The 25,260-nt window shown below is 72.1% G+C and carries 21 protein-coding genes; 12 read left to right on the top strand and 9 right to left on the bottom strand.

The genetic code is table 11. From position 1 onward, the window contains the following. Nucleotides 1–1,283: 1,283 nt before the first annotated feature. From ACFXAZ_RS01890 to ACFXAZ_RS01865, 6 genes are all read left to right on the top strand, one after another. Complete coding sequence (locus ACFXAZ_RS01890; protein ID WP_384583521.1) at nucleotides 1,284–1,757, top strand: TraR/DksA family transcriptional regulator; 474 nt, start codon at nucleotides 1,284–1,286, stop codon at nucleotides 1,755–1,757. Between the two features lie 97 nt (nucleotides 1,758–1,854). Further along, entirely contained in the window at nucleotides 1,855–2,514 is a 660-nt protein-coding gene (gene lspA / locus ACFXAZ_RS01885) for a signal peptidase II (RefSeq protein ID WP_384583518.1), read from the top strand. 73 nt (nucleotides 2,515–2,587) lie between these two features. Continuing rightward, nucleotides 2,588–3,532, top strand: a complete 945-nt coding sequence (locus ACFXAZ_RS01880) for an RluA family pseudouridine synthase (protein ID WP_384583515.1) — start codon at nucleotides 2,588–2,590, stop codon at nucleotides 3,530–3,532. Next, nucleotides 3,529–3,999 carry a GNAT family N-acetyltransferase gene (locus ACFXAZ_RS01875; protein ID WP_384583512.1) on the top strand — a complete coding sequence of 157 codons (471 nt, stop codon included), beginning with the start codon at nucleotides 3,529–3,531 and terminating at the stop codon, nucleotides 3,997–3,999. The genes ACFXAZ_RS01880 and ACFXAZ_RS01875 overlap by 4 nt, the downstream gene beginning before the upstream one ends. A gap of 335 nt (nucleotides 4,000–4,334) precedes the next feature. Then, nucleotides 4,335–5,921, top strand: coding sequence for a Na+/H+ antiporter (locus ACFXAZ_RS01870; protein WP_384583509.1), 1,587 nt, complete (start codon nucleotides 4,335–4,337; stop codon nucleotides 5,919–5,921). Between the two features lie 48 nt (nucleotides 5,922–5,969). After that, nucleotides 5,970–6,710: an SDR family NAD(P)-dependent oxidoreductase gene (locus ACFXAZ_RS01865; protein WP_384583506.1), complete on the top strand. Its 741-nt coding sequence runs from the start codon at nucleotides 5,970–5,972 to the stop codon at nucleotides 6,708–6,710. A 46-nt stretch (nucleotides 6,711–6,756) separates the two neighbouring features. Here ACFXAZ_RS01865 and ACFXAZ_RS01860 read toward each other — a convergent pair whose 3' ends face one another. Next, nucleotides 6,757–7,890: a mechanosensitive ion channel family protein gene (locus tag ACFXAZ_RS01860; protein ID WP_384583503.1), complete on the bottom strand. Its 1,134-nt coding sequence runs from the start codon at nucleotides 7,888–7,890 to the stop codon at nucleotides 6,757–6,759. Between the two features lie 111 nt (nucleotides 7,891–8,001). On the opposite strand from ACFXAZ_RS01860, the gene ACFXAZ_RS01855 reads away from it, so the two are divergent. Then, nucleotides 8,002–8,571, top strand: a complete 570-nt coding sequence (locus ACFXAZ_RS01855) for a dienelactone hydrolase family protein (RefSeq protein ID WP_384583500.1) — start codon at nucleotides 8,002–8,004, stop codon at nucleotides 8,569–8,571. 15 nt (nucleotides 8,572–8,586) lie between these two features. Here ACFXAZ_RS01855 and ACFXAZ_RS01850 read toward each other — a convergent pair whose 3' ends face one another. The 4 genes from ACFXAZ_RS01850 to ACFXAZ_RS01835 all read right to left on the bottom strand — a co-directional run bounded on the left by ACFXAZ_RS01850 (nucleotide 8,587) and on the right by ACFXAZ_RS01835 (nucleotide 13,683). Beyond that, entirely contained in the window at nucleotides 8,587–10,242 is a 1,656-nt protein-coding gene (locus tag ACFXAZ_RS01850; protein WP_384583497.1) for an alkaline phosphatase D family protein, read from the bottom strand. A 177-nt stretch (nucleotides 10,243–10,419) separates the two neighbouring features. Further along, nucleotides 10,420–11,259 carry a thioredoxin domain-containing protein gene (locus ACFXAZ_RS01845; RefSeq protein ID WP_384583495.1) on the bottom strand — a complete coding sequence of 280 codons (840 nt, stop codon included), beginning with the start codon at nucleotides 11,257–11,259 and terminating at the stop codon, nucleotides 10,420–10,422. A 314-nt stretch (nucleotides 11,260–11,573) separates the two neighbouring features. Then, nucleotides 11,574–12,269 (bottom strand): hypothetical protein, encoded by a 696-nt coding sequence (locus tag ACFXAZ_RS01840; RefSeq protein ID WP_384583492.1) that lies wholly within the window; start codon nucleotides 12,267–12,269, stop codon nucleotides 11,574–11,576. A gap of 88 nt (nucleotides 12,270–12,357) precedes the next feature. Beyond that, a complete protein-coding gene (locus ACFXAZ_RS01835) occupies nucleotides 12,358–13,683 on the bottom strand; it encodes a DUF2252 domain-containing protein (protein WP_384583489.1) in 1,326 nt (441 codons plus the stop codon). Between the two features lie 225 nt (nucleotides 13,684–13,908). Here ACFXAZ_RS01835 and dnaE point away from each other — a divergent pair, with 225 nt between their 5' ends. Continuing rightward, on the top strand, nucleotides 13,909–17,448 hold the full coding sequence (gene dnaE, locus ACFXAZ_RS01830) for a DNA polymerase III subunit alpha (RefSeq protein ID WP_384583486.1): 3,540 nt from the start codon (nucleotides 13,909–13,911) through the stop codon (nucleotides 17,446–17,448). Between the two features lie 267 nt (nucleotides 17,449–17,715). Here the strand turns inward: dnaE and ACFXAZ_RS01825 are convergent, their stop codons facing one another. Continuing rightward, the gene (locus tag ACFXAZ_RS01825; protein ID WP_384583483.1) at nucleotides 17,716–17,880 is read right to left on the bottom strand and encodes a hypothetical protein; all 165 of its coding nucleotides are present in this window, start codon (nucleotides 17,878–17,880) and stop codon (nucleotides 17,716–17,718) included. Between the two features lie 225 nt (nucleotides 17,881–18,105). On the opposite strand from ACFXAZ_RS01825, the gene ACFXAZ_RS01820 reads away from it, so the two are divergent. From ACFXAZ_RS01820 to ACFXAZ_RS01805, 4 genes are all read left to right on the top strand, one after another. Beyond that, nucleotides 18,106–19,317 (top strand): NYN domain-containing protein, encoded by a 1,212-nt coding sequence (locus tag ACFXAZ_RS01820; protein ID WP_384583480.1) that lies wholly within the window; start codon nucleotides 18,106–18,108, stop codon nucleotides 19,315–19,317. Between the two features lie 164 nt (nucleotides 19,318–19,481). Further along, nucleotides 19,482–20,456, top strand: a complete 975-nt coding sequence (locus ACFXAZ_RS01815) for an ABC transporter ATP-binding protein (RefSeq protein ID WP_384583599.1) — start codon at nucleotides 19,482–19,484, stop codon at nucleotides 20,454–20,456. A gap of 136 nt (nucleotides 20,457–20,592) precedes the next feature. After that, entirely contained in the window at nucleotides 20,593–21,417 is an 825-nt protein-coding gene (locus tag ACFXAZ_RS01810) for an ABC transporter permease (protein ID WP_384583477.1), read from the top strand. A 34-nt stretch (nucleotides 21,418–21,451) separates the two neighbouring features. Next, entirely contained in the window at nucleotides 21,452–22,168 is a 717-nt protein-coding gene (locus ACFXAZ_RS01805; RefSeq protein ID WP_384583474.1) for an AAA family ATPase, read from the top strand. Between the two features lie 313 nt (nucleotides 22,169–22,481). On the opposite strand, the gene ybaK is transcribed toward ACFXAZ_RS01805, so the two are convergent. The 3 genes from ybaK to ACFXAZ_RS01790 all read right to left on the bottom strand — a co-directional run bounded on the left by ybaK (nucleotide 22,482) and on the right by ACFXAZ_RS01790 (nucleotide 24,963). Beyond that, entirely contained in the window at nucleotides 22,482–22,985 is a 504-nt protein-coding gene (gene ybaK / locus ACFXAZ_RS01800) for a Cys-tRNA(Pro) deacylase (protein WP_384583471.1), read from the bottom strand. A gap of 161 nt (nucleotides 22,986–23,146) precedes the next feature. Further along, complete coding sequence (locus ACFXAZ_RS01795; RefSeq protein WP_384583468.1) at nucleotides 23,147–23,887, bottom strand: LON peptidase substrate-binding domain-containing protein; 741 nt, start codon at nucleotides 23,885–23,887, stop codon at nucleotides 23,147–23,149. Between the two features lie 11 nt (nucleotides 23,888–23,898). Beyond that, nucleotides 23,899–24,963: a hypothetical protein gene (locus tag ACFXAZ_RS01790; protein WP_384583465.1), complete on the bottom strand. Its 1,065-nt coding sequence runs from the start codon at nucleotides 24,961–24,963 to the stop codon at nucleotides 23,899–23,901. Nucleotides 24,964–25,260 lie beyond the last annotated feature (297 nt).

Genomic DNA, 25,260 nt, shown 5'->3' with positions numbered 1-25,260 from the left:
GCGAGGGGGCGACTGCGAGGAAGGCGACGGCCAGGAAGGCTGCCGCTAGGTCGGGGGCGGCCGAGAAGGCCCCGGCCAAGAAGGTTTCCGCCGGGAAGGCGGGTGCTACGAAGGCCACCGCGCGCAAGAAGGCCCCAGCCAAGGCCGCTGCCGCGCGGGGGGCAGGGAAGGGGACCCCGGACGACGGCAAGGCGGCGGTCCAGGAAACCTCGGCCGCCAGGAAGCGGCCCGCCAGGAAGATCGCCGCAGGGACCGCCACCACGAAGAAGACCTCCACGAAGAAGACCTCCACGAAGAAGGCCACCGCGAAGAGGGTCCCGCGCGGCGAGGCGGCGGCTCGGGAGCCGTCGTCCGGCGCGGGCGCCGGCGAGGGGACTTCCGCCAGGAGGGCGACCGCGGGCCGGACAGGCTCCGCCAGGGCCGCAGGCGCCGGAGCCGAGCAGCCTCCGGCAGACGAAACCCATGGCCGGAAACGCCCCGCCGGTGCCGTGGGCGCCACCGGCGAGCCGCCTCCGGCAAAGGGAGCCTCCCGCCGGAAAGCCGCTGGGGAAACCGGCGCCGCAGGTGAGCTGCCCCCAGCAGAGCAAGCCCTCGGCCGAGAGTCCCCCGGCGAGAAGTCCTTCGGACGGAAGGCACCGGCGGCGAAGGCTCCAGGGCGGCAGTCTCCCGGCGGGGAGTCCCCTGGGCGGACGTCGCCAGGGCAGAAGCCCCCTGGACGGAGGTCGCCGGAGGCGAAGTCCCCGGGGCGGCAATCTTCTGGCAAGAAGTCCCCCGACCGCACGTCGCCGGGACAGAAGCCCTCTGACCGGGAGTCGGCAGAGGAGCGTGCCCCGGGACCGCGGTCCCCCGAACAGAAACCCCCCGAACAGAAACCCCCCGGACGGAAGTCGCCACGACAAAGAGCCACGGGAAAGCAGCCCCCGGGCCAGCCCCCCGACCAGACCCCTGGCCAGCTCTCCGGACAGCCTTCTGGAAAGAAGCCTCCCGGAAGGAAGTCGTCCGGCAAGCAGGCCCCCGAACAGCAGCCCTCCGAACAGCAACCCCCAGGCCAGCGAAGTGCAGGTCAGCGGCTGTCTGGGCGGAAAGCCTCCGGCGTTGGATCCTCCGGCAAGAAAGCCTCCGGCATGAAGACATCTGGTGGGAAAGTTCCCGGCGAGCGAGTTCCCGGCGAGGGCGTTTCCGGTGAGGGTGTTTCCGGTGAGGAGGGTTCCGGGCGGGTTGGTGGGCGGAAGAGTACGGCGAAGAGTGCGGCGTCGGCCGCGGAGGAGACGGGAGCCAAGACGGTGGTTGCTAAGAAGAGTCCTGGTGCGGCCACGGCGGCCAAGACGGCCGTACCCAAGGCGCGGCCCGCCGCCGAGCCCGGGGAGCTGGCGGTGCGGCCCGGGGAGGATCCCTGGACGCCCGAGGAGGTCGCCGAGGCGCGGACCGAGCTGATCACCGAGGCGGAGCGGCTGCGGGACGAGATCACGACCACCGAGCAGTCGCTGGTCGGTCTGATGCGGGACTCCGGCGACGGCGCGGGCGACGACCAGGCGGACACCGGAACCAAGAACATCACGCGCGAGAACGAGCTGGCGCTCGCCGCCAACGCGCGCGAGATGCTCCTCCAGACCGAACGCGCCCTCCAGCGCCTGGACGCCGGTACCTACGGCCTGTGCGAGAACTGCGGCAATCCCATCGGCAAGGCCCGTATGCAGGCCTTCCCGAGGGCCACCCTGTGCGTGGAGTGCAAGCAGAAGCAGGAGCGCCGGTACTGACAGGCGTCCCGCGCCCCGGTGGCCCTCCTGAGCACCGGGTGTGTCAGGGGCGTGCCGTACCCTCGTGCTCAGCAGGCACCTAGGTTGAGGGACTCACGTGGCAGAGGCGGAGCGCATCATCGGTACGCCGGAGAACCCGGACGCGGGACAGGCCGAGGCGGAGGCCGAGCAGGAGCGGCCCGCCGCCGAGCCGGCACCCGCCCCGGCCGGTGGGAGCGCGGAGCGGGAAGCGGGCACGGACGCCGACGACAGCGGCACCGCGCCGCCCCGGGGCAAGCGGCGGATCGCCGTGCTGTTCGCCGTCGCCGCGTTCGCGTACGCCCTGGACCTGTCCACCAAGCTGCTCGTGGTGGCGAAGCTGGAGGGCAACCCGGCGATCGACGTCATCGGCGACTGGCTGCGCTTCGACGCGATCCGCAACCCGGGCGCCGCCTTCGGCATCGGCCAGGCGTTCACGATCATCTTCACGGTGATCGCGGCGGCCGTGATCGTCGTCATCGCGCGTCTCGCCCGCAAGCTGTACAGCCTGCCCTGGGCCCTCGCGCTCGGGCTGCTGCTCGGCGGCGCGCTGGGCAATCTCACCGACCGGATCTTCCGCTCGCCGGGCTTCCTGGAAGGCGCGGTCGTGGACTTCATCGCGCCCAAGCACTTCGCCGTGTTCAACCTCGCGGACTCGGCGATCGTCTGCGGCGGCATCCTCATCGTGCTGCTCTCCTTCCGCGGCCTCGACCCCGACGGCACGGTCCACAAGGACTGACGGCACGGTCCACAAGGACTGACGGCGGCGTACGGCGTACGGCGTTGTCGGACCCGTCCGGCATACTCGACGGGTGAGTACGCTTCCCGAGATCCGCACCCTGCCCGTGCCCGATGGCCTGGAGGGCGAGCGCGTCGACGCCGTCATCTCCCGGATGTTCGGCTTCTCCCGCACCAAGGCCGCGGAGCTGGCCGCCGCGGGGAAGGTCACGGTCGACGGGTCGGTGGCCGGAAAGTCCGAGCGGGTGCACGGCGGCGCCTGGCTGGAGGTCGAGATGCCCCAGGCGCCCGCGCCGGTGCAGATCGTCGCCGAGCCGGTCGAGGGCATGGAGATCGTCCATGACGATGACGATGTCGTCGTCATCGTGAAGCCCGTGGGGGTCGCCGCCCATCCCAGTCCGGGGTGGAGCGGGCCCACCGTCATCGGCGGGCTCGCCGCCGCCGGGTACCGGATCTCCACCTCCGGTGCCGCCGAGCGGCAGGGGATCGTGCACCGCCTCGACGTGGGCACGTCCGGGCTGATGGCGGTCGCCAAGTCCGAGCGCGCGTACACCTCGCTCAAGCGCCAGTTCAAGGAACGCACGGTCGACAAGCGCTACCACGCGCTCGTGCAGGGCCACCCGGACCCGACGAGCGGCACCATCGACGCCCCGATCGGCCGCCATCCCCAGCATGACTACAAGTGGGCGGTCACTGCCGAGGGCAAGCCCTCCGTCACGCACTACGACCTGATCGAGGCGTTCCGCGCGGCCTCCCTGCTCGATGTGAAGCTGGAGACCGGGCGCACCCACCAGATCCGCGTCCACATGGCCGCCCACCGCCACCCCTGCGTCGGCGACCTCACCTATGGCGCCGATCCCACCCTCGCCAAGCGGCTCGGCCTGACCCGCCAGTGGCTGCACGCCGTACGGCTCGGTTTCGAGCACCCCGGCGACGGCCAGTGGGTCGAGTTCTCCTGCGACTACCCCGAGGACCTCCAGCGCACCCTGGACCAGGTCCGCGCGGAGACCTACGGGTGAGTGCCCCCTACGAGGTGCGGGTCGCCGAGAACCCGGCCGACCTCCAGGCGTGCTTCGCCCTGCGCAAGACGGTCTTCGTCGCCGAGCAGGGCGTACCCGAGGACATCGAGTACGACGTGTACGACGCGGGCGCCGTCCATGTGCTGGCCGTGCGCGCGGCGGACGGCGTGCCGCTGGGCACCGGCCGGCTGCTGCACGGCCCGGCCGCCACCGCGAAGAACGGCGGCGACCCGGCGGTGGGCTCGCTCGGCCGGCTCGCGGTGACCCCGGACGCGCGCGGGCTCGGCGTCGGCGCCGGACTCGTACGGGCCATCGAGGACGCGGCACGCGCGCGAGGGCTCACGGCGGTCGATCTGCACGCCCAGACCCACGCCCTGGGCTTCTACGAACGGCTGGGCTACGCGGCGTACGGCCCGGAGTTCCCCGACGCCGGGATACCTCACCGGGCGATGCGGCGCGCCCTGTAGCGACCGGCCCCTGACGGTTCGCGGGCGGACGGGCGCGCGGCGCGTGCGGCACCCCGCGTTCTGGCCCCTGCGATGGCCCGCGTTGTGGCACCTGCCACGGCCCTCGTCGTGCCCCGAGCCGTGGCCCGAGCCGTGGCCCGAGCCATGGCCCAAGCTGTGTCCCGAGCCGTGGCCCGAGCCGTGGTCCGTGTGTGGCACCGGGCCGGACCGGCCGGGCGTGGCAGTCTTGAGAGCCGTCGTACCAGCGCCCTCAGAGCCGACGTACCACCGCCTCAGAGGCCGCCCCCGGCGCGGAGCCGCCGTCGTACCACCGCCGATCACCCGGAGCGCCGACCGTGGATCAACTGGCCCTGCTGTTCGTGCTGTTGGTCGGGGCCGTGCTCAGCGTCCCGGTCGGGGACCGGCTGGGACTGCCCGCGCCGGTGCTGATGACCCTGCTCGGGATCGTGCTGGCGCTGCTGGACTTCGTGCCCAACGTCAACATCCCGCCCGATCTGATCCTGCCGCTGCTGCTGCCACCGCTCCTCTACGCGGCCGTACGGCGCACCTCCTGGCGGCAGTTCGCGGCGAACCTCCGGCCGATCCTGCTGCTCGCCGTCGCTCTGGTGTTCGTCACCAGCCTCTGTGTCGCCGTCGTGGCCAACGCGATCGTGCCCGGGCTGGGCGTCGCGGCGGCCGTGGCGCTCGGCGCGCTGGTCGCGCCGCCCGACCCGGTGGCCGCGACCGCCGTCGCCGGACAACTCGGACTGCCCCGTCGGCTCGTCTCCATCCTGGAGGGCGAGGGGCTGTTCAACGACGTCACCGCGATCGTGCTCTACCACGTGGCCATCGCCGCCGCCGTCAGCGGCACCTTCTCGCCCTGGCGGGCGGGGCTGGACCTGGTGCTGTCCGCCGTGGTCGCGCTCGTCGTCGGGCTCGCGCTCGGCTGGTGCGCCAACAAGCTGGCGGACCTGCTGGGCGACGCCACCCTCCAGATCGGCCTCAGCCTGCTGGTGCCGTTCGCCTCCTATGTCGCCGCCGAGGAACTGCACGGCTCGGGCGTGCTCGCCGTCCTGGTCACCGCGCTCTATCTCACCGACTACGCCACCGACGCCGACGACGTGATGACCCGGCTCGCCGGGCACACCTTCTGGGACATCGTCGACACGCTCGTCACGGGCGTCGCCTTCGGGCTGATCGGCCTGGAGCTGCACAACGCCCTGCGCACCGCCTCCGGCCGCTGGGGCGAACTGCTGCTGTGGTCGGCGGCGGTCGTCGGCGTCGTGGTCTTCGTACGGCTGCTGTGGCTGCTGCCCGCGACCTGGGTGACCCAGCGGCTGCACGCGCGGCGCGACCATGACGAGGAGATCCCCACGACCTGGCGCGAGACGGTCGTCATGTGGTGGTCCGGCATGCGCGGGGTGGCCTCCGTGGCACTGGCCCTCGCCATCCCGCTCACCACCGACGACGGCTCGCCCTTCCCCGACCGCGACGAGATCGTGTTCATCGCCTTCGCGGTGATCATGGCCACCCTGGTGGTCCAGGGCCTGACCCTGCCCTGGCTGGTGAAACGCCTCGGGGTACGGGCCGACAGCGAGCGGGAGAAGGAGTTCGAGCACACCCTCGCCGTGCGCGCGGCGAAGGCCGCCCGGCGCCGGCTCAAGGAGATCGAGGACGTCGAGGACCTGCCGGAGGAACTGACCGAGCGGATGCTGCGCCGGGCCTACGAGATCGGCGTACGGATCGATCCGCAGCTCGGCGAGGAGGAGCGCCGGGAGGGGCACGAGCAGCGGGCGCAACGGGTCAGGCGGCTGCGCCGGATCGAGCGGGAGATGATGAGCGCGGCCCGCCACGAGGTGCTGGCGGCCCGTGGCGAGCCCGGCTCCGACCCGGAGATCGTGGACCGGGTGCTGCGCCAGCTCGACGTGCGCAGCATGCGCTGAGCCGGATTCGTCCGGCCGCCGCCGCGCGGACCGCCGTACGATGTGATCATGTCACGTAACGTGGTCATCAGCGGTGGTGGTACGGGGATCGGGCTCGCGGCGGCGCGGCTGTTCGCGGCGGAGGGGGACCAGGTGCTGCTGGTCGGGCGGCGGCCGGAGGTGCTGGAGCGGGCCGGGGTGCCGGGGGCGCTGACCTTCGCGGCGGACCTCGCCGAGCCGGAGCGGGTGCGGGAGGTGGCCGCCTTCGTGGCGCGCGAGCTGGGGACCGTGGACGTGCTGATCCACGGCGCGGGCGGCAACGGGCTGCTGGAGCCGCCCGCCGCCGGCGACGATCCGCTCGACGCCGTGGCCCACGCCTGGAACGTCAACTTCCGGATCAACACGCTGACCTCCGTGCTGCTCACCGAGGCCCTCAAGGACCGGCTCGCCGATCCGGGCGGCCGGGTGCTGTTCCTCAGCTCGATCGCCGCGTACCGCGGCTCGGGCACCGGGGCGTACGCGGCGGCCAAGGCGGCGCTGCATCCGTACGCCCATGATCTGGCCCGGCAGCTGGGGCCGCGCGGGGTGACCGTGAACGTGGTGGCGCCCGGCTACATCGAGGACACGGAGTTCTTCGGCGACACCATGGAGCCGGAGCGGCGGGAGCGGCTCGTCGCGGAGACCTCGACCGGGCGGGTGGGCATGCCCGGCGATGTCGCGGCCACCCTGCACTGGCTGGCCTCGCCGCACGCCGGGCACCTCACGTCCCAGGTCATCCAGGTCAACGGGGGCGCGGAGCGGGGCCACTGACAGCGGCCCGGGAGACGCACGGCCCTGGAGGCGGCCCGGAGGGCGGTCAGACCCGGTCCGGGCGGTGCGGTTCCACCGCGCGGCGCGGCGCCGGGGTGCCCTCACCGGCGCGCCGCCCGCCGTTCGCGCCCGGAGCGCCGGGAGGCAGTACGGCGTCCGTGGCGTTCACCCTGGGCAGCGCGTACGGATGCTCCCGGACCAACCAGTCGAGCATCTGTTCGCGCACGGCGACCCGGACCGTCCAGATGTCGTCGGCGTCCTTCGCCGTCACCAGGGCCCGCACCTCCATGGTGCTCGGGGTGGAGTCGGTGACCGCGAGATCGAAGGAACGGCCGTCCCAGGCCGGGCACTCGCGCAGGATGTCCTGCAACCGCGCGCGCATCAGGGCCATCGGCGCCGAGTGGTCGAGCTGCCAGAAGACCGTGCCGGTCATCTGCGGGGTGCCGCGCGACCAGTTCTCGAACGGCTTGGACGTGAAGTACGACACCGGCATGGTGATCCGGCGCTCGTCCCAGGTCCGTACGGTCAGAAAGGTCAGCGTGATCTCCTCGACCGTGCCCCACTCGCCGTCCACCACCACGGTGTCGCCGATCCTGACCATGTCGCCGAACGCGATCTGGAGCCCCGCGAAGAGATTGCTCAGCGTGGACTGCGCGGCCACTCCGGCGACGATGCCGAGGATGCCCGCCGACGCCAGCAGCGAGGCACCGGCCGCGCGCATCGCCGGGAACGTCAGCAGCATCGCCGCCACCGCCATCACCCCGACGACCGCCGCGACCACCCGCAGGATCAGCGTCACCTGGGTACGCACCCGGCGCACCCGGGCCGGGTCCCGCTCGGTGTGCGCGTGGGCGTAGCGGGAGTACGACGCCCCGACCACCGCCGCCGCGATCCGCACCGCCAGCCACGCCGCCGAGCCGATCAGCAGCAGCGTCAGCGTCTGCCCGACGCCCTCGCGGAACCCGGTCAGCAGCCGCGCCTGGTCGTAGGAGCCTCTGAGCAGGGCGGCACACAGCACCAGCTGGTACGGAATCCCGGCCCGGCGCAGTTCGCCCCACAGGGACGTCCCGCCGTGCCGTGCGTCGGCCTTGCGCAGCAGAAAGTCGGTGGCCCAGCCGATGACCAGGGTCAGCAGCACCGAACCGCCGATCACGATCAGGGGGCGGAGCAGATTTTCCATGTCAGTGAACGTAACCGGGGTTCGGGGGTCGTGAACATATCTCCCTGATCCGGTCCGGGCCCGTCCCGGGTCCGGACCGCGTTGTCAGTGGTGGCTGGCACCATGGGGCTCATGAACATCGTGCTCTTTCACTCGGCCTACGGACTCAGACCGGCGGTGCGGGACGCGGCCGAGCGGCTGCGTGCCGCGGGCCATGAGGTGCTGGTCCCGGACCTGTTCGAGGGGCGTACGTTCGACACGGTCGAGGAGGGCATGGCCGCCCAGGCGGGGATCGGCAAGGACGAGCTGCTCAAGCGGGCGGTGCTGGCCGCCGCGCCCTACTCCGGGGCCGGTCTGGTGTACGCCGGGTTCTCGCTCGGCGCCTCCCTGGCCCAGACCCTCGCCCTCGGCGACGAGAAGGCCCGGGGCCTGCTGCTGGTGCACGGCACGTCGGACCTCGCGCCCAACGCGTCGGTGGACGGGCTCCCGGTGCAGCTGCATGTCGCCGAGCCGGACCCGTTCGAGACCGACGACTGGCTGAGCGCCTGGTATCTCCAGATGGGCCGGGCGGGCGCGGACGTGGAGGTGTACCGCTACGCGGGCGCGGGCCATCTCTACACCGACCCCGGGCTGCCCGACCACGACGAGGAGGCGGCCGAGGCCACCTGGCGGGTGGCGCTCGGCTTCCTGGACTCCCTCTAGACGGCCGGCCGGCGGCTACACCGGGTCGTACGCGCGCTCGATCCTCTGGGTGCCGCTGCGGGTGCGGTACGAGCGCTGCCAGGCGGCGGTGGCGTCGGCCCTGGTGCGGTCGGAGAGCGTGTAGTAGTCCATCTGCGCGCGCTCGGCGGTGAGGTCCAGGACACCGAAGCCGTGGCGGTCGGTGTCGACCCAGTGGACATGCCGGTTGGCGGCCCGGATGAGCGGCGCGGCGACGGCGGTGACCGTGCCCTCGGGGACCTGCACCAGGTCGTCCAGATTGTCGGAGGTGACCGAGGTGACCACGAACTCGGTGGCGGCGGAGGCCGACAGCGGGTATGTCGCGGCGTGCACGGGCACGTCGTTGGCCCACGCCATGTGGATGTCGCCGGTCAGGAAGACGGTGTTGCGGATGGCGTGCGCGCGCAGATGGTCCAGCAGCTCACGCCGGTCGTCGGTGTAGCCGTCCCACTGGTCGGTGTTGATCGCCAGGCCCTCCTGGGGCAGCCCGAGCAGCTCGGCGAGCGGCCCCAGCAGTTCGGCGGTGAGCGCGCCGATCGCGAACGGCGCGATCATCACCGAGTTGCCGACCAGCCGCCAGGTGGTGTCGGACGCCTTGAGGCCCGCCTTGAGCCAGTCCAGCTGGGCGCGGCCGGTGAGGGTGCGGTCCGGGTCGTCGACCTCGCCGCTGCCGGACGCGACCTGCTGGGAGCGGAAGGAGCGCAGGTCGAGGAGGGAGAGATCGGCCAGCTTGCCGAAGCGCAGCGAGCGGTAGGTGGTGCCGGCGAGGGCGGGGCGGACCGGCATCCACTCGAAGTACGCCTGCTTGGCGACGGCCTGACGGTCACCGTAGGCGCCCTCGGGGCCCTCGGTGTGGTTCTCGGCGCCGCCCGACCAGGCGTCGTTGGCTATCTCGTGGTCGTCCCAGATGGCGACGCAGGCCGCCGCCGCGTGCAGCGCCTGGAGGTCGGGGTCGGTCTTGTAATGGCCGTGCCGGGTGCGGTAGTCGGCGAGGCTGAGGATCTCGTGCGCCGGGGCGTGCGGGCGAACGACGGTGCCCCGGGTGCCGTACTCGCCGCCGCCGTACTCGTAGAGGTAGTCCCCGAGGTGCAGCCAGGCGTCCAGGTCGCCGCGCGCGGCGAGATGGCGGTACGCCGCGAAGTGGCCGGCTTCCCAGTTGGCGCAGGAGACCACGCCGAAGCGCAGGCCCGCGACGGCTGTGCTCGCGGCGGGCGCGGTGCGGGTGCGGCCGACGGGGGAGTCGGTGCCGCCGGCGGAGAAGCGGTACCAGTAGGCCGTGCCGGGCTCCAGGCCGCGGATATCCGCCTTGACGGTGTGGTCGGTGGCGGCCCGCGCGGTGAGCGAGCCCTGGGCGACGATCTGCGTCAGCGCCTTGTCCTTGGCGACGGTCCAGGCGACCTCGGTGTCCGGGCCGAGCCCGGAGCCGGGGGTGGCCTCCGGGGAGGGCGTCACCAGGGTCCACAGCAGGACGCCGTCGGGCAGCGGGTCGCCGGAGGCCACGCCGTGCGCGAAGAGGGGGGCCGCGGCGGCGCGGGCGGGCAGTGCGGCGGCGAGCGGAGCGGCCAGCACCGCGGTGGCCGCCGCGGCCTTGACGACCGTACGGCGGCGCGGGGTAAGGGAGTTGGGGTCGGGTGATCTGTCATGACTGGTCACGAGCGATCAGGTTACTGAGGGGTACGAAAGAGAGCGGGCGAACTCGGAAAGTTCGCCCGCTCTTTCGTCCATGGACGCCGGGGCGTCCTCGGTTCGGCCCTCGCGGGCCACCGTTCAGCGCTCGCGGGCCACCGTTCAGCTCTCGGGGGTCCTCGCCAAGCCCTCGCGGGCCGGGGCTCAGCCCTGGAGGGCCGCGTCCACCACCGTGTTGAAGTCCGCCACCGTCATCGGCGGGTTGCCGTCGGAGGTCGTGAGCATCTTGCCGTCCATGACGAAGCTCGGGGTGCCCGTCACGTCGTCCTTGTTGGTGTCGAACGTCTTCGACATCGCCAGCGCCCAGGCGTCGTACGTGCCGTTGTTCACCGCGTTCTGGAACGTGGCGTTGTCCTTGAGGGCCGGGACGGTGTCGCCGATCTCGATGAGGTAGCTGTCGTTCGCGAACTTGTCGTCGGTCTCCTCCGGGTGCCAGTCCGCCGAGTACAGCGCGGTCTTGTACGCCAGGAACGCGTCCGGGGAGACGTTCAGCGCGGCGCCCAGCGCGCTCATCGCGTTCTTGGAGCCCTCGCCGTTGGAGCCGACCTTGCCGTCGCCGAGCGAGTCGCCGTCCAGGAAGGTGCCGCCCACGAACTGGACCTTGTACTTGCCGTCGGCGATGTCCTTGTCCACGGTCGAGCCGACCGTCTGCTCGAAGGAGGCGCAGACCGGGCAGCGCGGGTCCTCGTAGACCTTGAGGGTCTTGGGGGCGCTCTCCTCGCCGATGACGACGGTGGTGCCGTCGGTGCCGGTGGTGTTGGCCGGGGCGGTGACCTTCTCGTCCTGCGCGGCCTCCCAGTGGCTGGGCTTGTTCGACTGGACGACCGCGTAGCCTATGCCGCCGGCCGCGGCCAGCACGCCGACGACCGTGCAGGCCACGATGATCTGGCGCTTGGTCTTCGCGCGCTTCGCCTCGCGCTCGCGTTCCTCGCGGAGGCGGTCTCGCGCGGCGGATTTGGCGGCGTTGGTGTTTCGCTTGCTCATGGTGATCTCCATGTGGGGTGGGGATGGTGTGGTGATCGCTCGATGCGGGTGCCCGGCGGGGGCGCGGCGGGGCGCGGAGGTTGTGGGGTGGCGGGGGTGGTTTTTCGGTCGCGCGTGCGTGGTGGCAGGTCGCGCGGTTCCCCGCGCCCCTGAGGGCGTGTGCGGTATCCCGCGTTCCGGCGCCCCGTGTCCCTGGGGGTGTGCGGTGCCCGGGGCCGGGAGGTGTGCGCGGATTTCCGCGCCGCTGGGGTGTGGGGTCTGCTGCGGCCCCATGCCTCTTCAGGCGGGGCGGCGTCGCCGGACGGTGCCGGGCGTCAGGCGGCGGAGAGGTGGGGCGGTGGGCCGCGGCGGCCCAGGGTGTGCGACAGAAGGAGGTCGCGGATGATCGCCGCGCGGTGCGTGGGGCGCGGCGGACGGGCGGCCGACGGAGCCGGCCGTACGACGATGGCGGTCACCGCCAGCAGCAGGGGGCGGAACGTCGTCGCGGTGGCGGCGCCCAGCAACTGGGCCAGGGCGCGCTCGCCCCGGCGGAGCCAGACCGCGGCCAGCAGGCCGATGGAGACATGGGCGCCCAGCAGGAGCCAGGCGGCCCGCGGGTCGGCGTTCGCGAAGAGCGCGGTGGCGGCGTCCGGGGCCGTGGTGGTGGCGGTCATCCGGGCCAGCGGGGAGCCGACCGCGCCCCCGCACAGCACGTCCAGGCCCACCGCGCGCAGCGGGCCGGTCACCGGGCCGCCCGCGGCGCCGTAACAGGCGTGCTGGCCGGCCGTGAAGAGCGTGTCGACCGCCAGTTCCAGCGGGATCAGCAGGGCGGCGATCCGGCCCAGGCCGGCCTCGCGGCGGCCCGCCAGCGCGTACGCCACGGCGAAGACCGCGGCGGCGGCGAGCGCCACCGTGGCCAGCGGCAGCGGGACCCCGGACAGCAGCACGTGCGACGCGGTGCCGAGCGTCACGACGAGTGCCGTGAACAGCGCCGCGCGTACGGCTCTGATCGGGGTCCCTGGTATGTCCATAGCGGTCAGAGTGTGCCACGGAGTCCGGTAAGAGACCCCTAAAGGGTCCCTGTGGACGCCGTACCGTTCCCTCTGGGTGACCCCCTCGTCACAGGCCGGGGATGCGGCCGTTGCGGAACAGGTCGACGAAGATCTGGTGGTCGGCACGCGCGCGGGCGCCGTAGGAGTGCGCGAAGTCCACCAGCAGCGGGGCGAAGCCTTCCTCGTCGCCGGCGATGGCCGCGTCGATGGCGCGCTCGGTGGAGAACGGCACCAGGGACTCGCCGGAGGTGGTGTCCGCCGCCGCGTGCATCGTCGCCGTGGCCCGGCCGAGGTCGGCGACGACCGCCGCGATCTCCTCCGGGTCGTCGATGTCGCCCCAGTCGAGGTCCACCGCGTACGGCGAGACCTCGGCGACCAGCTGGCCCGTGCCGTCCAGCTCGGTCCAGCCGAGCCACGGGTCGGCGTGCGCCTGGAGGGCGCGCTGGGAGATCACCGTGCGGTGCCCCTCGTGCTGGAAGTAGTCGCGGATCGCCGGGTCCGTGATGTGCCGGGAGACGGCCGGGGTCTGGGCCTGCTTGATGTAGATCACCACATCGTTCTCCAGGGCGTCGCTGTGGCCCTCCAGCAGGATGTTGTACGACGGCAGCCCGGCCGAGCCGATGCCGATGCCGCGGCGGCCCACGACATCCTTGACGCGATAGGAGTCGGGGTGGGTCAGCGAGGTCTCCGGGAGCGTCTCCAGATAGCCGTCGAAGGCCGCCAGCACCTTGTAGCGGGTGGCGGCGTCCAGCTCGATGGAGCCGCCGCCGGGCGCGAAGCGGCGCTCGAAGTCACGGATCTCGGTCATCGACTCCAGCAGCCCGAAGCGGGTCAGCGCGCGGGCGTCACGCAGCGCGTCCAGGAGCGGGCCCTCGGCGGTGTCCAGGGTGAAGGGCGGCACCTCGTCGCTCTTGGCGCCCGTGGCCAGCGCGTGCACCCGGTCGCGGTAGGCCGTCGCGTAGACGGTCACCAGCTCGGTGATCTGCTCGTCGGCGAGCGCCTTCGCGTATCCGACGAGCGCGATGGAGGCGGCGAACCGCTTGAGGTCCCAGGTGAAGGGCCCGACATACGCCTCGTCGAAGTCGTTGACATTGAAGACCAGCCGGCCGTTCGAATCCATGTACGTGCCGAAGTTCTCCGCGTGCAGGTCGCCGTGGATCCACACGCGCGAGGTGCGCTCGTCCAGGAACGGGCCGCCGCGCCGCTCGCCCTCCAGGTCGTGGTAGTACAGACACGCCGTGCCGCGGTAGAAGGCGAACGCGGACGCCGCCATCTTGCGGAACTTCACACGGAACGCGGCCGGGTCGGCGGCCAGGAGCTGGCCGAAGGCGGTGTCGAAGACGGCGAGGATCTCCTCACCGCGCCGCTCGTCACTGAGCTGTGGAACCGACATCGCGGAGTGCCTCCTGGTGCGTGTGCTGGTGCATGTGTACGACAGCGTTTCTGTCGTGTCCAACGGGCGGGGCCACCCGAAAGTGCCCCCTTCTCGGGGCCCGGCCCACGCTGTGAAGGTACGCGGGGCGGGCGCCGGATTGTCAGTGCCGAGGCATAGACTTCGACGCTGTCCCCAGAAGTGTCCGCCCGCCTGTCACCCCGTGTTTTCCCTGGAGGTCACACCGTGTCAAAGCCGCCGTTCACGCACCTGCACGTCCACACCCAGTACTCGCTGCTGGACGGTGCCGCGCGGCTGAAGGACATGTTCAACGCGTGCAATGAGATGGGCATGACCCATATCGCCATGTCCGACCACGGCAATCTGCACGGGGCGTACGACTTCTTCCACACCGCCAAGAAGGCCGGGGTCACCCCGATCATCGGGATCGAGGCGTATGTCGCCCCCGAGTCCCGGCGCAACAAGCGCAAGATCCAGTGGGGCCAGCCGCACCAGAAGCGCGACGACGTCTCCGGTTCCGGCGGCTACACCCACAAGACGATGTGGGCGGTGAACAGCAAGGGCCTGCACAACATCTTCCGGCTGTCCTCCGACGCCTACGCCGAGGGCTGGCTCCAGAAGTGGCCCCGGATGGACAAGGACACCATCTCCCAGTGGTCCGAGGGCATCGTCGCCTCCACCGGCTGCCCCTCCGGCGAGTTGCAGACCCGGCTGCGCCTCGGCCAGTTCGACGAGGCCCTCAAGGCCGCCGCCGACTACCAGGACATCTTCGGCAAGGACCGCTACTTCCTGGAGCTGATGGACCACGGCATCGAGATCGAGCACCGGGTCCGTGACGGCCTGCTGGAGATCGGCAAGAAGCTCGGCATCCCCCCGCTGGTCACCAACGACTCGCACTACACGTACGCGCACGAGTCGACGGCCCATGACGCGCTGCTGTGCATCCAGACCGGTAAGAACATCTCCGACCCCGACCGCTTCAAGTTCGACGGCACCGGCTACTACCTGAAGTCCACGGACGAGATGTACGCCATCGACTCCTCCGACGCCTGGCAGCAGGGCTGCGCCAACACCCTGCTGATCGCCGAGATGGTCGACACCACGGGCATGTTCGAGTCGCGCAACCTCATGCCCAAGTTCGACATCCCCGAGGGCTACACCGAGGTCACCTGGTTCCAGGAGGAGGTCCGCCTCGGCATGGAGCGCCGCTTCCCCGGCGGCGTCCCCGAGGACCGCATGAAGCAGGCCCACTACGAGATGGACGTCATCATCTCGATGGGCTTCCCCGGCTACTTCCTCGTGGTCGCCGACTTCATCATGTGGGCCAAGAAGCAGGGCATCGCCGTCGGCCCCGGCCGTGGCTCCGCGGCCGGCTCGATCGTCGCCTACGCCATGGGCATCACCGACCTCGACCCGATCCCGCACGGATTGATCTTCGAGCGGTTCCTGAACCCCGAGCGCATCTCGATGCCCGACGTCGACATCGACTTCGACGAGCGTCGGCGCGTCGAGGTGATCAGGTACGTGACGGAGAAATACGGCGCCGACAAGGTCGCCATGATCGGCACCTACGGCACCATCAAGGCCAAGAACGCGATCAAGGACTCCGCGCGGGTGCTCGGCTACCCGTACGCGATGGGCGACCGGCTCACCAAGGCCATGCCGCCGGACGTCCTCGGCAAGGGCATCCCGCTCTCCGGCATCACCGACTCCGCCCACCCGCGCTACGGCGAGGCGGGCGAGATCCGCGGGATGTACGAGAACGAGCCGGATGTGAAGAAGGTCATCGACACCGCGCGCGGGGTGGAGGGCCTGGTCCGGCAGATGGGTGTGCACGCGGCCGGTGTGATCATGTCCAGCGAGACCATCACCGAGCATGTCCCGGTGTGGGTCAGGCACACCGACGGCGTGACCATCACCCAGTGGGACTACCCGAGCTGTGAGTCGCTCGGCCTGCTGAAGATGGACTTCCTGGGCCTGCGCAACCTGACCATCATGGACGACGCCGTCAAGATGGTGAAGTTCAACAAGGGCATCGACATCGACCTGCTGGGCCTCCCGCTGGACGATCCGACGACCTTCGAACTGCTCCAGCGCGGCGACACCCTCGGCGTCTTCCAGTTCGACGGCGGCCCCATGCGCTCGCTGCTGCGGCTGATGAAGCCCGACAACTTCGAGGACATCTCCGCCGTGTCGGCCCTGTACCGGCCGGGCCCGATGGGCATGAACTCGCACACCAACTACGCCCTGCGCAAGAACAAACAGCAGGAGATCACCCCGATCCACCCGGAGCTGGAGGCCCCCCTCAGGGAGGTCCTGGACGTCACCTACGGCCTGATCGTCTACCAGGAGCAGGTGCAGAAGGCCGCCCAGATCATCGCCGGGTACTCGCTCGGCGAGGCCGACATCCTGCGCCGCGTGATGGGCAAGAAGAAGCCCGAGGAACTGGCGAAGAACTTCACCATCTTCCAGGCCGGCGCCCGGAAGAACGACTACAGCGACGAGGCCATCCAGGCCCTGTGGGACGTCCTGGTCCCGTTCGCCGGATACGCGTTCAACAAGGCGCACTCGGCCGCGTACGGACTGGTCTCGTACTGGACCGCCTATCTCAAGGCGAACCACCCCGCCGAGTACATGGCCGGGCTGCTCACCTCGGTCAAGGACGACAAGGACAAGTCGGCGATCTATCTCAACGAGTGCCGCCGGATGGGCATCAAGGTGCTCCCGCCGAACGTCAACGAGTCGATGTCGAACTTCGCCGCGCAGGGTGACGACGTGATCCTCTTCGGCCTCTCCGCGGTGCGCAATGTCGGCACCAACGTGGTCGAGTCGATCATCAAGTCCCGCAAGGCCAAGGGGAAGTACGCCTCCTTCCCCGACTACCTCGACAAGGTCGAGGCCGTCGTCTGCAACAAGCGGACCACGGAATCCCTGATCAAGGCCGGTGCCTTCGACTCCATGGGGCACACCCGCAAGGGCCTGACCGCACAGTACGAACCGATGATCGACAACGTGGTCGCGGTCAAGCGCAAGGAGGCCGAGGGACAGTTCGACCTCTTCGGCGGCATGGGTGAGGCCGACACCACCGAGCCCGGCTTCGGGCTGGACGTGGAGTTCGCGACCGAGGAGTGGGAGAAGACGTATCTGCTCGCCCAGGAGCGGGAGATGCTCGGGCTGTATGTCTCCGACCACCCGCTCTTCGGCCTGGAGCATGTGCTCTCCGACAAGGCGGACGCGGGGATCGCCCAGCTCACCGGCGGTGACTTCGGCGACGGCGCGGTGGTCACCATCGGCGGCATCATCTCCGGCCTCCAGCGCAAGATGACCAAGCAGGGCAACGCCTGGGCCATCGCCACCGTGGAGGATCTCGCGGGTTCCATCGAGTGCATGTTCTTCCCGGCGACGTACCAGCTGATCTCGACCCAACTGGTCGAGGACGCGGTGGTGTTCGTCAAGGGCCGGCTCGACAAGCGGGAGGACGTGCCGCGGCTGGTCGCGATGGAGCTGATGATCCCCGATCTGTCGAACGCGGGCACCAACGCGCCGGTCGTGCTCACCATCCCGGCGACCCGGGTCACCCCGCCGATGGTCAGCCGCCTCGGCGAGATCCTCCAGCACCACAAGGGCGACAGCGAGGTGCGGATCAAGCTCCAGGGGCCGACGAAGACGACCGTGCTGCGCCTGGACCGGCTGAGGGTGAAGCCGGATCCGGCGCTGTTCGGCGACCTGAAGGTGCTGCTGGGACCGTCCTGCCTGGCGGGCTGACCGGGGGCCCTGTGCGAGCGCTGGGTGGCTTTGAGCGGCGAAGTGCGGTGTGAGCGGCTCATGGAAGTGTGAGCAGCTCATGGACGTGCGAGCGGCTCATGGAAGTGTGATGGGCACATAGAAGTGTGATCGGTGCATGGAAGTGTGATCGGTGCACACATGTGTGAGAGGGGCGCACCCCGGATGTGGGTGCGCCCCTCGTCATGTGCCCGGGGCCGTGTGCGGGCCCTCGGATATCCGGGCCGTATCGACCCTTTTATGCAGATGTCAGTTGTGGCCGAATCGCTTCTGCCGGCCCTTGCGCGCCACGTCGGCGGGCGTCACCTGCGAGATGCGCTGCTCGGCCTGCGACTCCATCGAGGTGTGCTGGGCGGACTGCTGCCCACGTTCGGACTGCGGCTGCTTCCGGTCCTGTTTCTTGTTCTTGGCCATGGTGATCAGCCTCCTGAGGGGGATCTAGGGGCCAGGGCCGCGACCAGACTCACATACGCCGCCAATGAACGCATTTCGGAGAATTACCGTGTGTAACAGGAGGCGTGGCGCGGGTGGGACTCCGAAACGCCACGCCGAAGATCGAGTTCGGGCCGTTAACCTCCGCGCCGTCGGGCAGACTCGAAGAAAGCCCCAAGCAAACCTCCCAGGAAGAGGGTGAGTCGCGTGGACCGCTGCATCGTCCTGGTGGACGCCGGGTATCTGCTGGGGGCCGCCGCGAGCCTCCTGGCCGGAGAGCCCTCCAGGTCCCGCATCACCGTCGACCACGCCGCCCTCATCCAGGGCATCCGCGACCGCGCCGAGTCCGACACCCAGCAGCCGCTGCTGCGCATCTACTGGTTCGACGGCGCCCCCGACCGGGTGCCCCAGCCCGAGCACCGCAGGCTGCGTGTGATGCCCCGGGTCACCGTCCGGCTCGGGGCGCTCACCCGCAGCGACGGACGCTGGGCGCAGAAGGGCGTCGACGCCGCGATGCACGCCGAGCTGACCGAACTGGCCCGCAACCGCGCCTGCTCGGACGTCGTACTGGTCACCGGCGACGGCGATCTGCTGCCGGGCATGATGGCCGCGAAGGAGCACGGGGTCGCCGTTCATCTGTGGGCCGTACAGGCCGCCGACGGCGACTACAACCAGTCGGAGGACCTGGTAGCCGAGGCCGACGAGCGGCGGGTACTGGACCGGGCCTGGATCACCCAGGCCGTGCAGGCCAAGGAACGGGTCTGCGCGCCGCCGCCCCAGCCCCGCCCGGAGATCGCCGCGATCCTGTCGGCACCGCTGCCCGAGACGGCCCTCGGCCCCGCCGCCGAGCGGCCCTCCGAGCAGACGGCCCACCAGGCCGGCGGGCAGCCCGGCTCCACCGAGGAGCGGGTACCGTCCGCCAAGGGCGTGCCCACCCCGAAGGACCTCGCCGCGCTGCGCGCCCCCGGCGCCCACCCGGACAAGCCCCACCCCGCCTCGGCCACCTTGCGCTGGTCCTCCGACAAGGGCTGGGTGGACCGCCCCGGCACCGCCGCCGAGCCGCCCGAGGTCGCCTCCATGCCGACGCTGGCGCAAGTGACCACGGCCGAGCAGCGCTGGGCGGACCGCGAGGAGGACATCACCACGGTCGGCGGCGACCCCTTCGAGGTCGGCCAGGTCTTCGCCCGCCGCTGGCTGTCCCGCCTCGGCGACCAGATCCACGTCCAGCGGCTGTCCGGCATGTACCCGCGCATCCCGCACCGCGTGGACGGCGAACTCCTGCGCTACGCCGCCCGCTTCGGGCTCCTCGCCCACAAGGACGACCAGATCGACGAACACGACCGGTACGCGATCCGCGCGGGCTTCTGGCGGGAGATCGACGTCCGCACGGGGGTGGAACACGCGCCGACGGGGGACTGAAGGCGCCAGGTGGGCGGGGGGTCCCGGTCCCCTCGGAGCGCTGTCATTTGCGGTGGATTCGGGGGCAACGGGCGACCCGGGAGCGGGTCGGTGACAGCGACCCCTTAGGCTCCTCCCTTGTGAGTACGCGCGCGGCAGGGGCCATCCACGACACGCGTGAGGTCGTGTGCGCGGTGCGCGGGCTGACCAAGACCTATCCGGCGGTACGGGGACGGCGGGGGGTACCCGCCACTGTCGAGGTACGGGCGGCCGACGACGTACGGCTCGATGTGCTGCGCGGCGAGATCTTCGGGCTGCTCGGGCCGAACGGGGCCGGGAAGTCCACCGTCGTACGGCAGCTGACCGGTCTGATGCGGCCCGACCGGGGCAGTGTCGAGATCCTCGGGCACGACATCGTGCGCCACCCCGAGCGGGCCTCGCGGATCCTCGCGTACCTCGGGCAGGAGTCCACCGCGCTGGACGAGCTGACCGTCTCTCTGGCCGCCGAGACCACCGGGCGGCTGCGCGGTCTTCCGGTGAAGCGGGCGCGCGCCGAGCGTGACGACGTACTGGACGAACTGGGACTCGCGCCGATCGCCGGGCGGGCGCTGAACAAGCTGTCCGGTGGCCAGCGGCGGCTCGCCTGCTTCGCCGCCGCGCTGGTCGGCGAACGGCCCCTGCTGGTGCTGGACGAGCCGACCACCGGCATGGACCCGGTGGCGCGGCGCGCGGTGTGGTCCGCCGTGGACCGCCGACGCGCCGAGCGCGGTACGACCGTGCTGCTGGTCACCCACAACGTCATCGAGGCCGAGACCGTACTGGACCGGGTCGCCGTCCTGGACCGGGGCCGGGTGATCGCCTGCGACACCCCGACCGGGCTCAAGGAGCGGGTCGCCGGTGAGGTACGGGTGGAGCTGGTGTGGCGCGAGCGGGCGCCGCTGGACGTGCCCGAGGTCGCCGCGCTGCGCGAGGCCGCCGTCGAGTCCGGCCGGCGCTGGACGCTCCGGCTGGCCCCCGACGAGGCCCGCGCGGTCGTCGCCACCGTCACCGGCGGAGCCGCGTTCGCCGCGCTGGACGACTTCACGCTCGCCACACCCAGCCTGGAGGACGTGTACCTCGCCCTCGGCGGCGGGGCCCGGCAGGGACTGGTGAAGGCGTGAGCGCGTTGAGCGACATGGGCCCGCGGACCGTACATGTGGACGTGGACGGGGTGAGCCGGACCGCCGCCGGACCGCGCCCCGGGAACCCCGAAGACCGCGAAGACCCCGCGAACCCTGGGAAGGGGAGCAGCGCGACGTGAGTGTCGTACCCGCAGAGGTGCTGCCGGGCGGTGCCCTGGCCACGGAGGAACGCCCCCGGCGCGCCGCCGCCGAGCTGGGGCCGAAGGCGCGGCTGTGGCCGTCGCTGGCCGCCGTGTACCGGGCGCAGCTGTCGCGGGCGCGGGTCGCGCGGATCCCGCTGCTGTTCGTGGCGACCTTCCAGTCCGTCGGCATCCTGATCATGATGCGCGGGGTGGTGGAGGGCGGCAGCCAGGCCGAGGCCGTGGTCGCCGGGTCGTCGATCCTGGTCGTCGCGTTCGTCGCGCTGAACCTGCTCGCCCAGTACTTCGGCCAGCTGCGGGCCACCGGCGGGCTCGACCACTACGCCACCCTGCCGGTGCCGCCGGCCGCGGTGGTGCTGGGCGCGGCGGGCGCGTACGCGTCCTTCACCGTGCCGGGGACCGTGGTCACGGCCGTCTTCGGGTGCGTGCTGTTCGGGCTGCCGCTGACCAACCTGTGGATCCTGGTCGCCGTGATCCCGCTGGCCGGGGCCGCGCTCGCCGGGCTCGGCGCGGCGCTCGGGCTGCTCGCGCCCCGGCCGGAGCTGGCGACACTGCTCGGGCAGCTGGGAATGTCGGCGGCGCTGCTGCTGGGCGTGCTGCCGCCCGAGCGGATGCCGGAGGCGGTGCGTTTTGCCCGCGATCTGCTGCCGTCGACGTACGGCGTCGAGGCGTACGCGCGGACCTTCTCCGGGCGCACCGAGTGGGCGTACGTCCTCGGCGACCTGGCCGTGTGCGCCGGGGTCGGGGTGATCTCGCTGGCGGTGGCCACCTGGGCCTACCGCCGGGCCGCCGTCCGATGACGCGCCGCACAGGCGGTACTGGCACGATGTCAGGGTGACCGCTCCCTTGACGCCGCCGCCTCCGCCGCACGAGTCCTCGCACGGCAGTCCGCACGACGAGTCCTCGCCCGGCGATCCGGTGTGGCACGCGCCCGCGGACACCCCGTTGTGGGACGCCGGGACCGGCAAGCCTGTGGGGCCCGCGCCGCGCACCGAGATACGCGAGGCCGGCGTGATCCTGGTCGCGCTGGCGGTACTGGGGGTGGGGCTCGGGGCGCTGTGGGTGTGGCTGGCGCCGCGAGTGGCCCTCGTGGGGGACGTGGTGGACGGCACGTGGGCGGTGTACGTGCGGGACACCGAGGGGGAACAGGCGATCGGCGCGGACGGCACGTTCACTCTGCTGGCGCTGGCGTTCGGGGCCGTGACCGCGCTCGCGGTGTTCGTGTGGCGACGGCGGGGCGGGGTGCCGCTGGTGCTCGCCCTCGGTGTCGGCGGGCTTCTCGCCTCCTTCATCGCCTGGCGGGTCGGGGTCTGGCTCGGCCCCACGGACGACGTACTGGCCCACGCCAAGGAAGCCGGCCAGGGGGTCACCTTCTCGGCGCCGCTGGAACTCGGCGCGAAGGGCGCGCTGCTGGCCTGGTCGGTGGCGGCCCTGCTGGTCCACCTCGCGCTGACGGCCCTGTTCGCCCCCCGCGACGAGACCCCGGAGCCCCTGGGCGAGGAACAGCCCCAGGGCCTCACGGACGGGGGCGAGGGGCAGGCCGCGCACTGACGGGGCCGGACGGAGACCCTTGGGCGGGCACCCTGCCGGGCGTGCCGCCTCCTGTTCGGGGCTGGGCTGAGGTCCTAGTGGGGTCCCGCCGCTCACTGATCAGGGTCGGGCGGAGGTCCTGGAGGGGCCGCGCCGCTCACTGATCAGGGCCGGGGCGGGCGTCCTTGAGGCCCCCGCCGCTCACTGATCGACGCCGGGCAGCCGTCGTCCCCAAGGGGCGCGGGGAACTGCGCGACCAGCCACGGACCACCCGCACCCGAACGACGCCCGACCCACCCTCTGCGCAGGCATCCCCAGACACCCCGGCGAGGGGCTACGCACGCCCGATCGGCGCGAGCACGGCCCCGGTGAGGACCTGAAGGTCGGCGGGCGACAGCTCGACCTCCAGCCCCCGGCGCCCGGCGGACACACAGATCGTGGCATGGCCGGAGGCCGACGCGTCCACCACCGTCGGCAGCCTCTTGCGCTGGCCTAGCGGCGAGATTCCGCCCCGCACATAGCCCGTGGTGCGCTCGGCCAGCGCCGGGTCCGCCATCGCGGCCCGCTTGCCGCCGACCGCCGCGGCCAGCGCCTTCAGGTCCAGCGACCCGGCGACCGGTACGACGGCGACCGTGAGCGCCCCGTCGACGTCCGCCACCAACGTCTTGAACACCCGTTCGGGGGACACCCCCATCGCCTCGGCCGCCTCCTCCCCGTACGAGGGGTGGGCGGGGTCGTGGTCGTAGGCGTGGACCGTGTACGGCACGCCCGCCGCCGTCAGCGCCACCGTCGCCGGTGTGCCGCCGGACTGCTGCTTCTGCTTCGCCTTCTTCGCCATCCGCCTGTGCCAGTTCTGTCGGGTCGGGTCGGTCGGGACGCGCCGCTCGGTCCGGACGCGCCGGGCCCCAGGTCGGACCGCGCGGTCCGGACGCGCCGGTCAGCCGCTCGGTCCGGCCTCACCGCTCGCTCCGGCCTCGTCGGCCAGTTCTGGCTCGCCGGTCAGTTCTGACTCGTCGGCCCGCGCGTCAGATCCGCCGCCGGCAAGGACGGCAGCGTACGGATGATCGCGGTCTCCGTGCGCAGGAGTTTCAGCTCGTCGCGCAGCCGGGACGCCGCGTCCGGTGCCTGGAGCAGCCGCTGCTTGGCCGGGGTGTCCAGCATCATCGCGGCGGCCACCAGGTACGACACCACCTGCGGCTCGTCCGGCAGCTCGGCGCCGCCCGCCAGGGACCGCTCCCGCGCCCCCGCCAGCCGCTTCTGGTACTGCCGGAACGCCCGCAGCACGCCCTGCGCCAGCGCCCCCGCCTCGTCCCCCGGCTCCTCCGCCAGCGGCTCCAGCTCGGCCGTCAGGAACGGCCCGGACGCGTCCACCGACAGCACCCGCACCCGGGTCGTCCCGGTCGCGAGCACCTCGAACGTGCCGTCGGGCCGTTCCCGGATCGTCGCCGCGTCCGCCACGCACGCCACGCCGTGGAACGACTTCTGCGGGTCGGGGCCGAAGCCCGCCGCGGGCCCGCGCTCGGGCAGCGCGGTGGGATCGGGCATGCCGGGACCGCTCGTGGCCACCTCGTGGCCGTCGCGGATCGCCACCACGGCGAAGCGGCGCGGTTCGTCCTCGGGCGTCTTCAGGAGCGTGCGCATCATCGCGCGATAGCGCTCCTCGAACACATTGAGCGGGAGCACCAGCCCCGGGAACAGCACGGAGTTCAGCGGGAAGAGCGGGAGCCGGACGGTCGTCACGCCGCAGAAGCCTAGTGGTCGCCGCGGCCGGTGTGTCCCCCGTGCCCACCTGATGGATGGACGGACCCCCTGCGCACCGCCCCGTCCGGGGCCGTCCGCAGCTCCCGGCGGGCCAGCAGGAACAGGCCCAGCGGGTCGTCCGCGACCCGGTCCCAGGGGAACGACGTGGCGTACGGGCCGATCAGCCGCAGCTGCTCCAGCGCGTCCGCGCGCCGGTCCAGCCGCAGCAGCACGTACGCGAGCACATTGCGGATCTCGGCCGGCCACGGGTCGGCCGCGGCGAACGCGGCCGACAGATCGATCGCGCGGTCCGCCGCCGCGTCCAGCCGGGCACGCGGCAGCGCCTCGCCGCAGCCGTCGGTGAGGTAGCCGAACGCGGCCCGCACCGGCAGCGCCCGCACGAGTGATCCGCGCGGGGCGTCATCGGCGGCGGGCTCGGCGAAGTCGAAGCACTCGCGGTGCGAGCCGTGCCAGGAGGCGGCGAGGTACTTCAGGGCGGCGACATGACAGCCGTAGTGGTGCGGCGAGCGCCGTACCGCCTCCGTCCACAGCCGCTCGAACTCGGCGTGCCCCGCATCCCCGGCGTGCGCCCCCCGCGCCCGGTCCAGCGCGAGCCGCCACGGCACCGGATCGTGCGGTACGGCGTCGGCGGCGGCCGTCACCAGCGCGCCCACCGGCGCCAGCAGCTCGGCACGGGCCGGGGAGCGCCAGGCCCGGTCCGTGGCGAGCTGGGCGGCGAGCAGCAGCGCGTCCGGGTCGTCGGGGGCGGCGGCCCGCCAGTCCCTGAACCACTCGGTGCGGGCGTGCGCGAACGCGGCGAGGCGGCGGGCGTAGCGGTCGCGGTTCTCCCACTCGGCCGCCTCGCGGGTGCCGGACAGCAGCCCGGCCGCCGCGTCCCACTCCCCGCGCCCGGCCGCGACCAGCGCGGGGCCGAGCCGGTCGTCGGGCGCGTCGAGCAGCACCTCGTCGTCGGCCGGCAGTCCGGCGGGGAGGTGCCCGGCGGGCTGAGGCCCGGCACCCCGGGTGACCCGGGCACCGCGCAGGAAAGGGGGCAGCAGAGCCATGGTGTCGACCATTGAAAGTCCGCGAATCCGCCCCGCGCCAGCCTCTCCGCACAACCTCCGGAAAGTTGTACGCGGCCGGGTCAAGGCCGGGTAAAGGGTAAGGATCGGTGATGCGGGACGGGGGAGCGGAGACGGCGGCTCCCACGCGGGCGGCTCACTCGGGCCGCCCACACACGCCGCCCACATGCGCCGCCTACACGCGCCGCCCACGCGGGCTGCCCACGCACGCGCCGCCCGCACGGCCGCCCACGCCGGACAGCCGCGCCGGACGGCCGTCGGCACCCCGTCCGTCACCCACCCCGCCCCACC

This window comes from Streptomyces sp. NPDC059477 (genome assembly GCF_042749375.1).
Classification (GTDB): domain Bacteria; phylum Actinomycetota; class Actinomycetes; order Streptomycetales; family Streptomycetaceae; genus Streptomyces.
The sequence above is the reverse complement of the archived record's forward strand: the minus strand, read 5'-3'. Positions and strand labels throughout refer to the sequence as shown.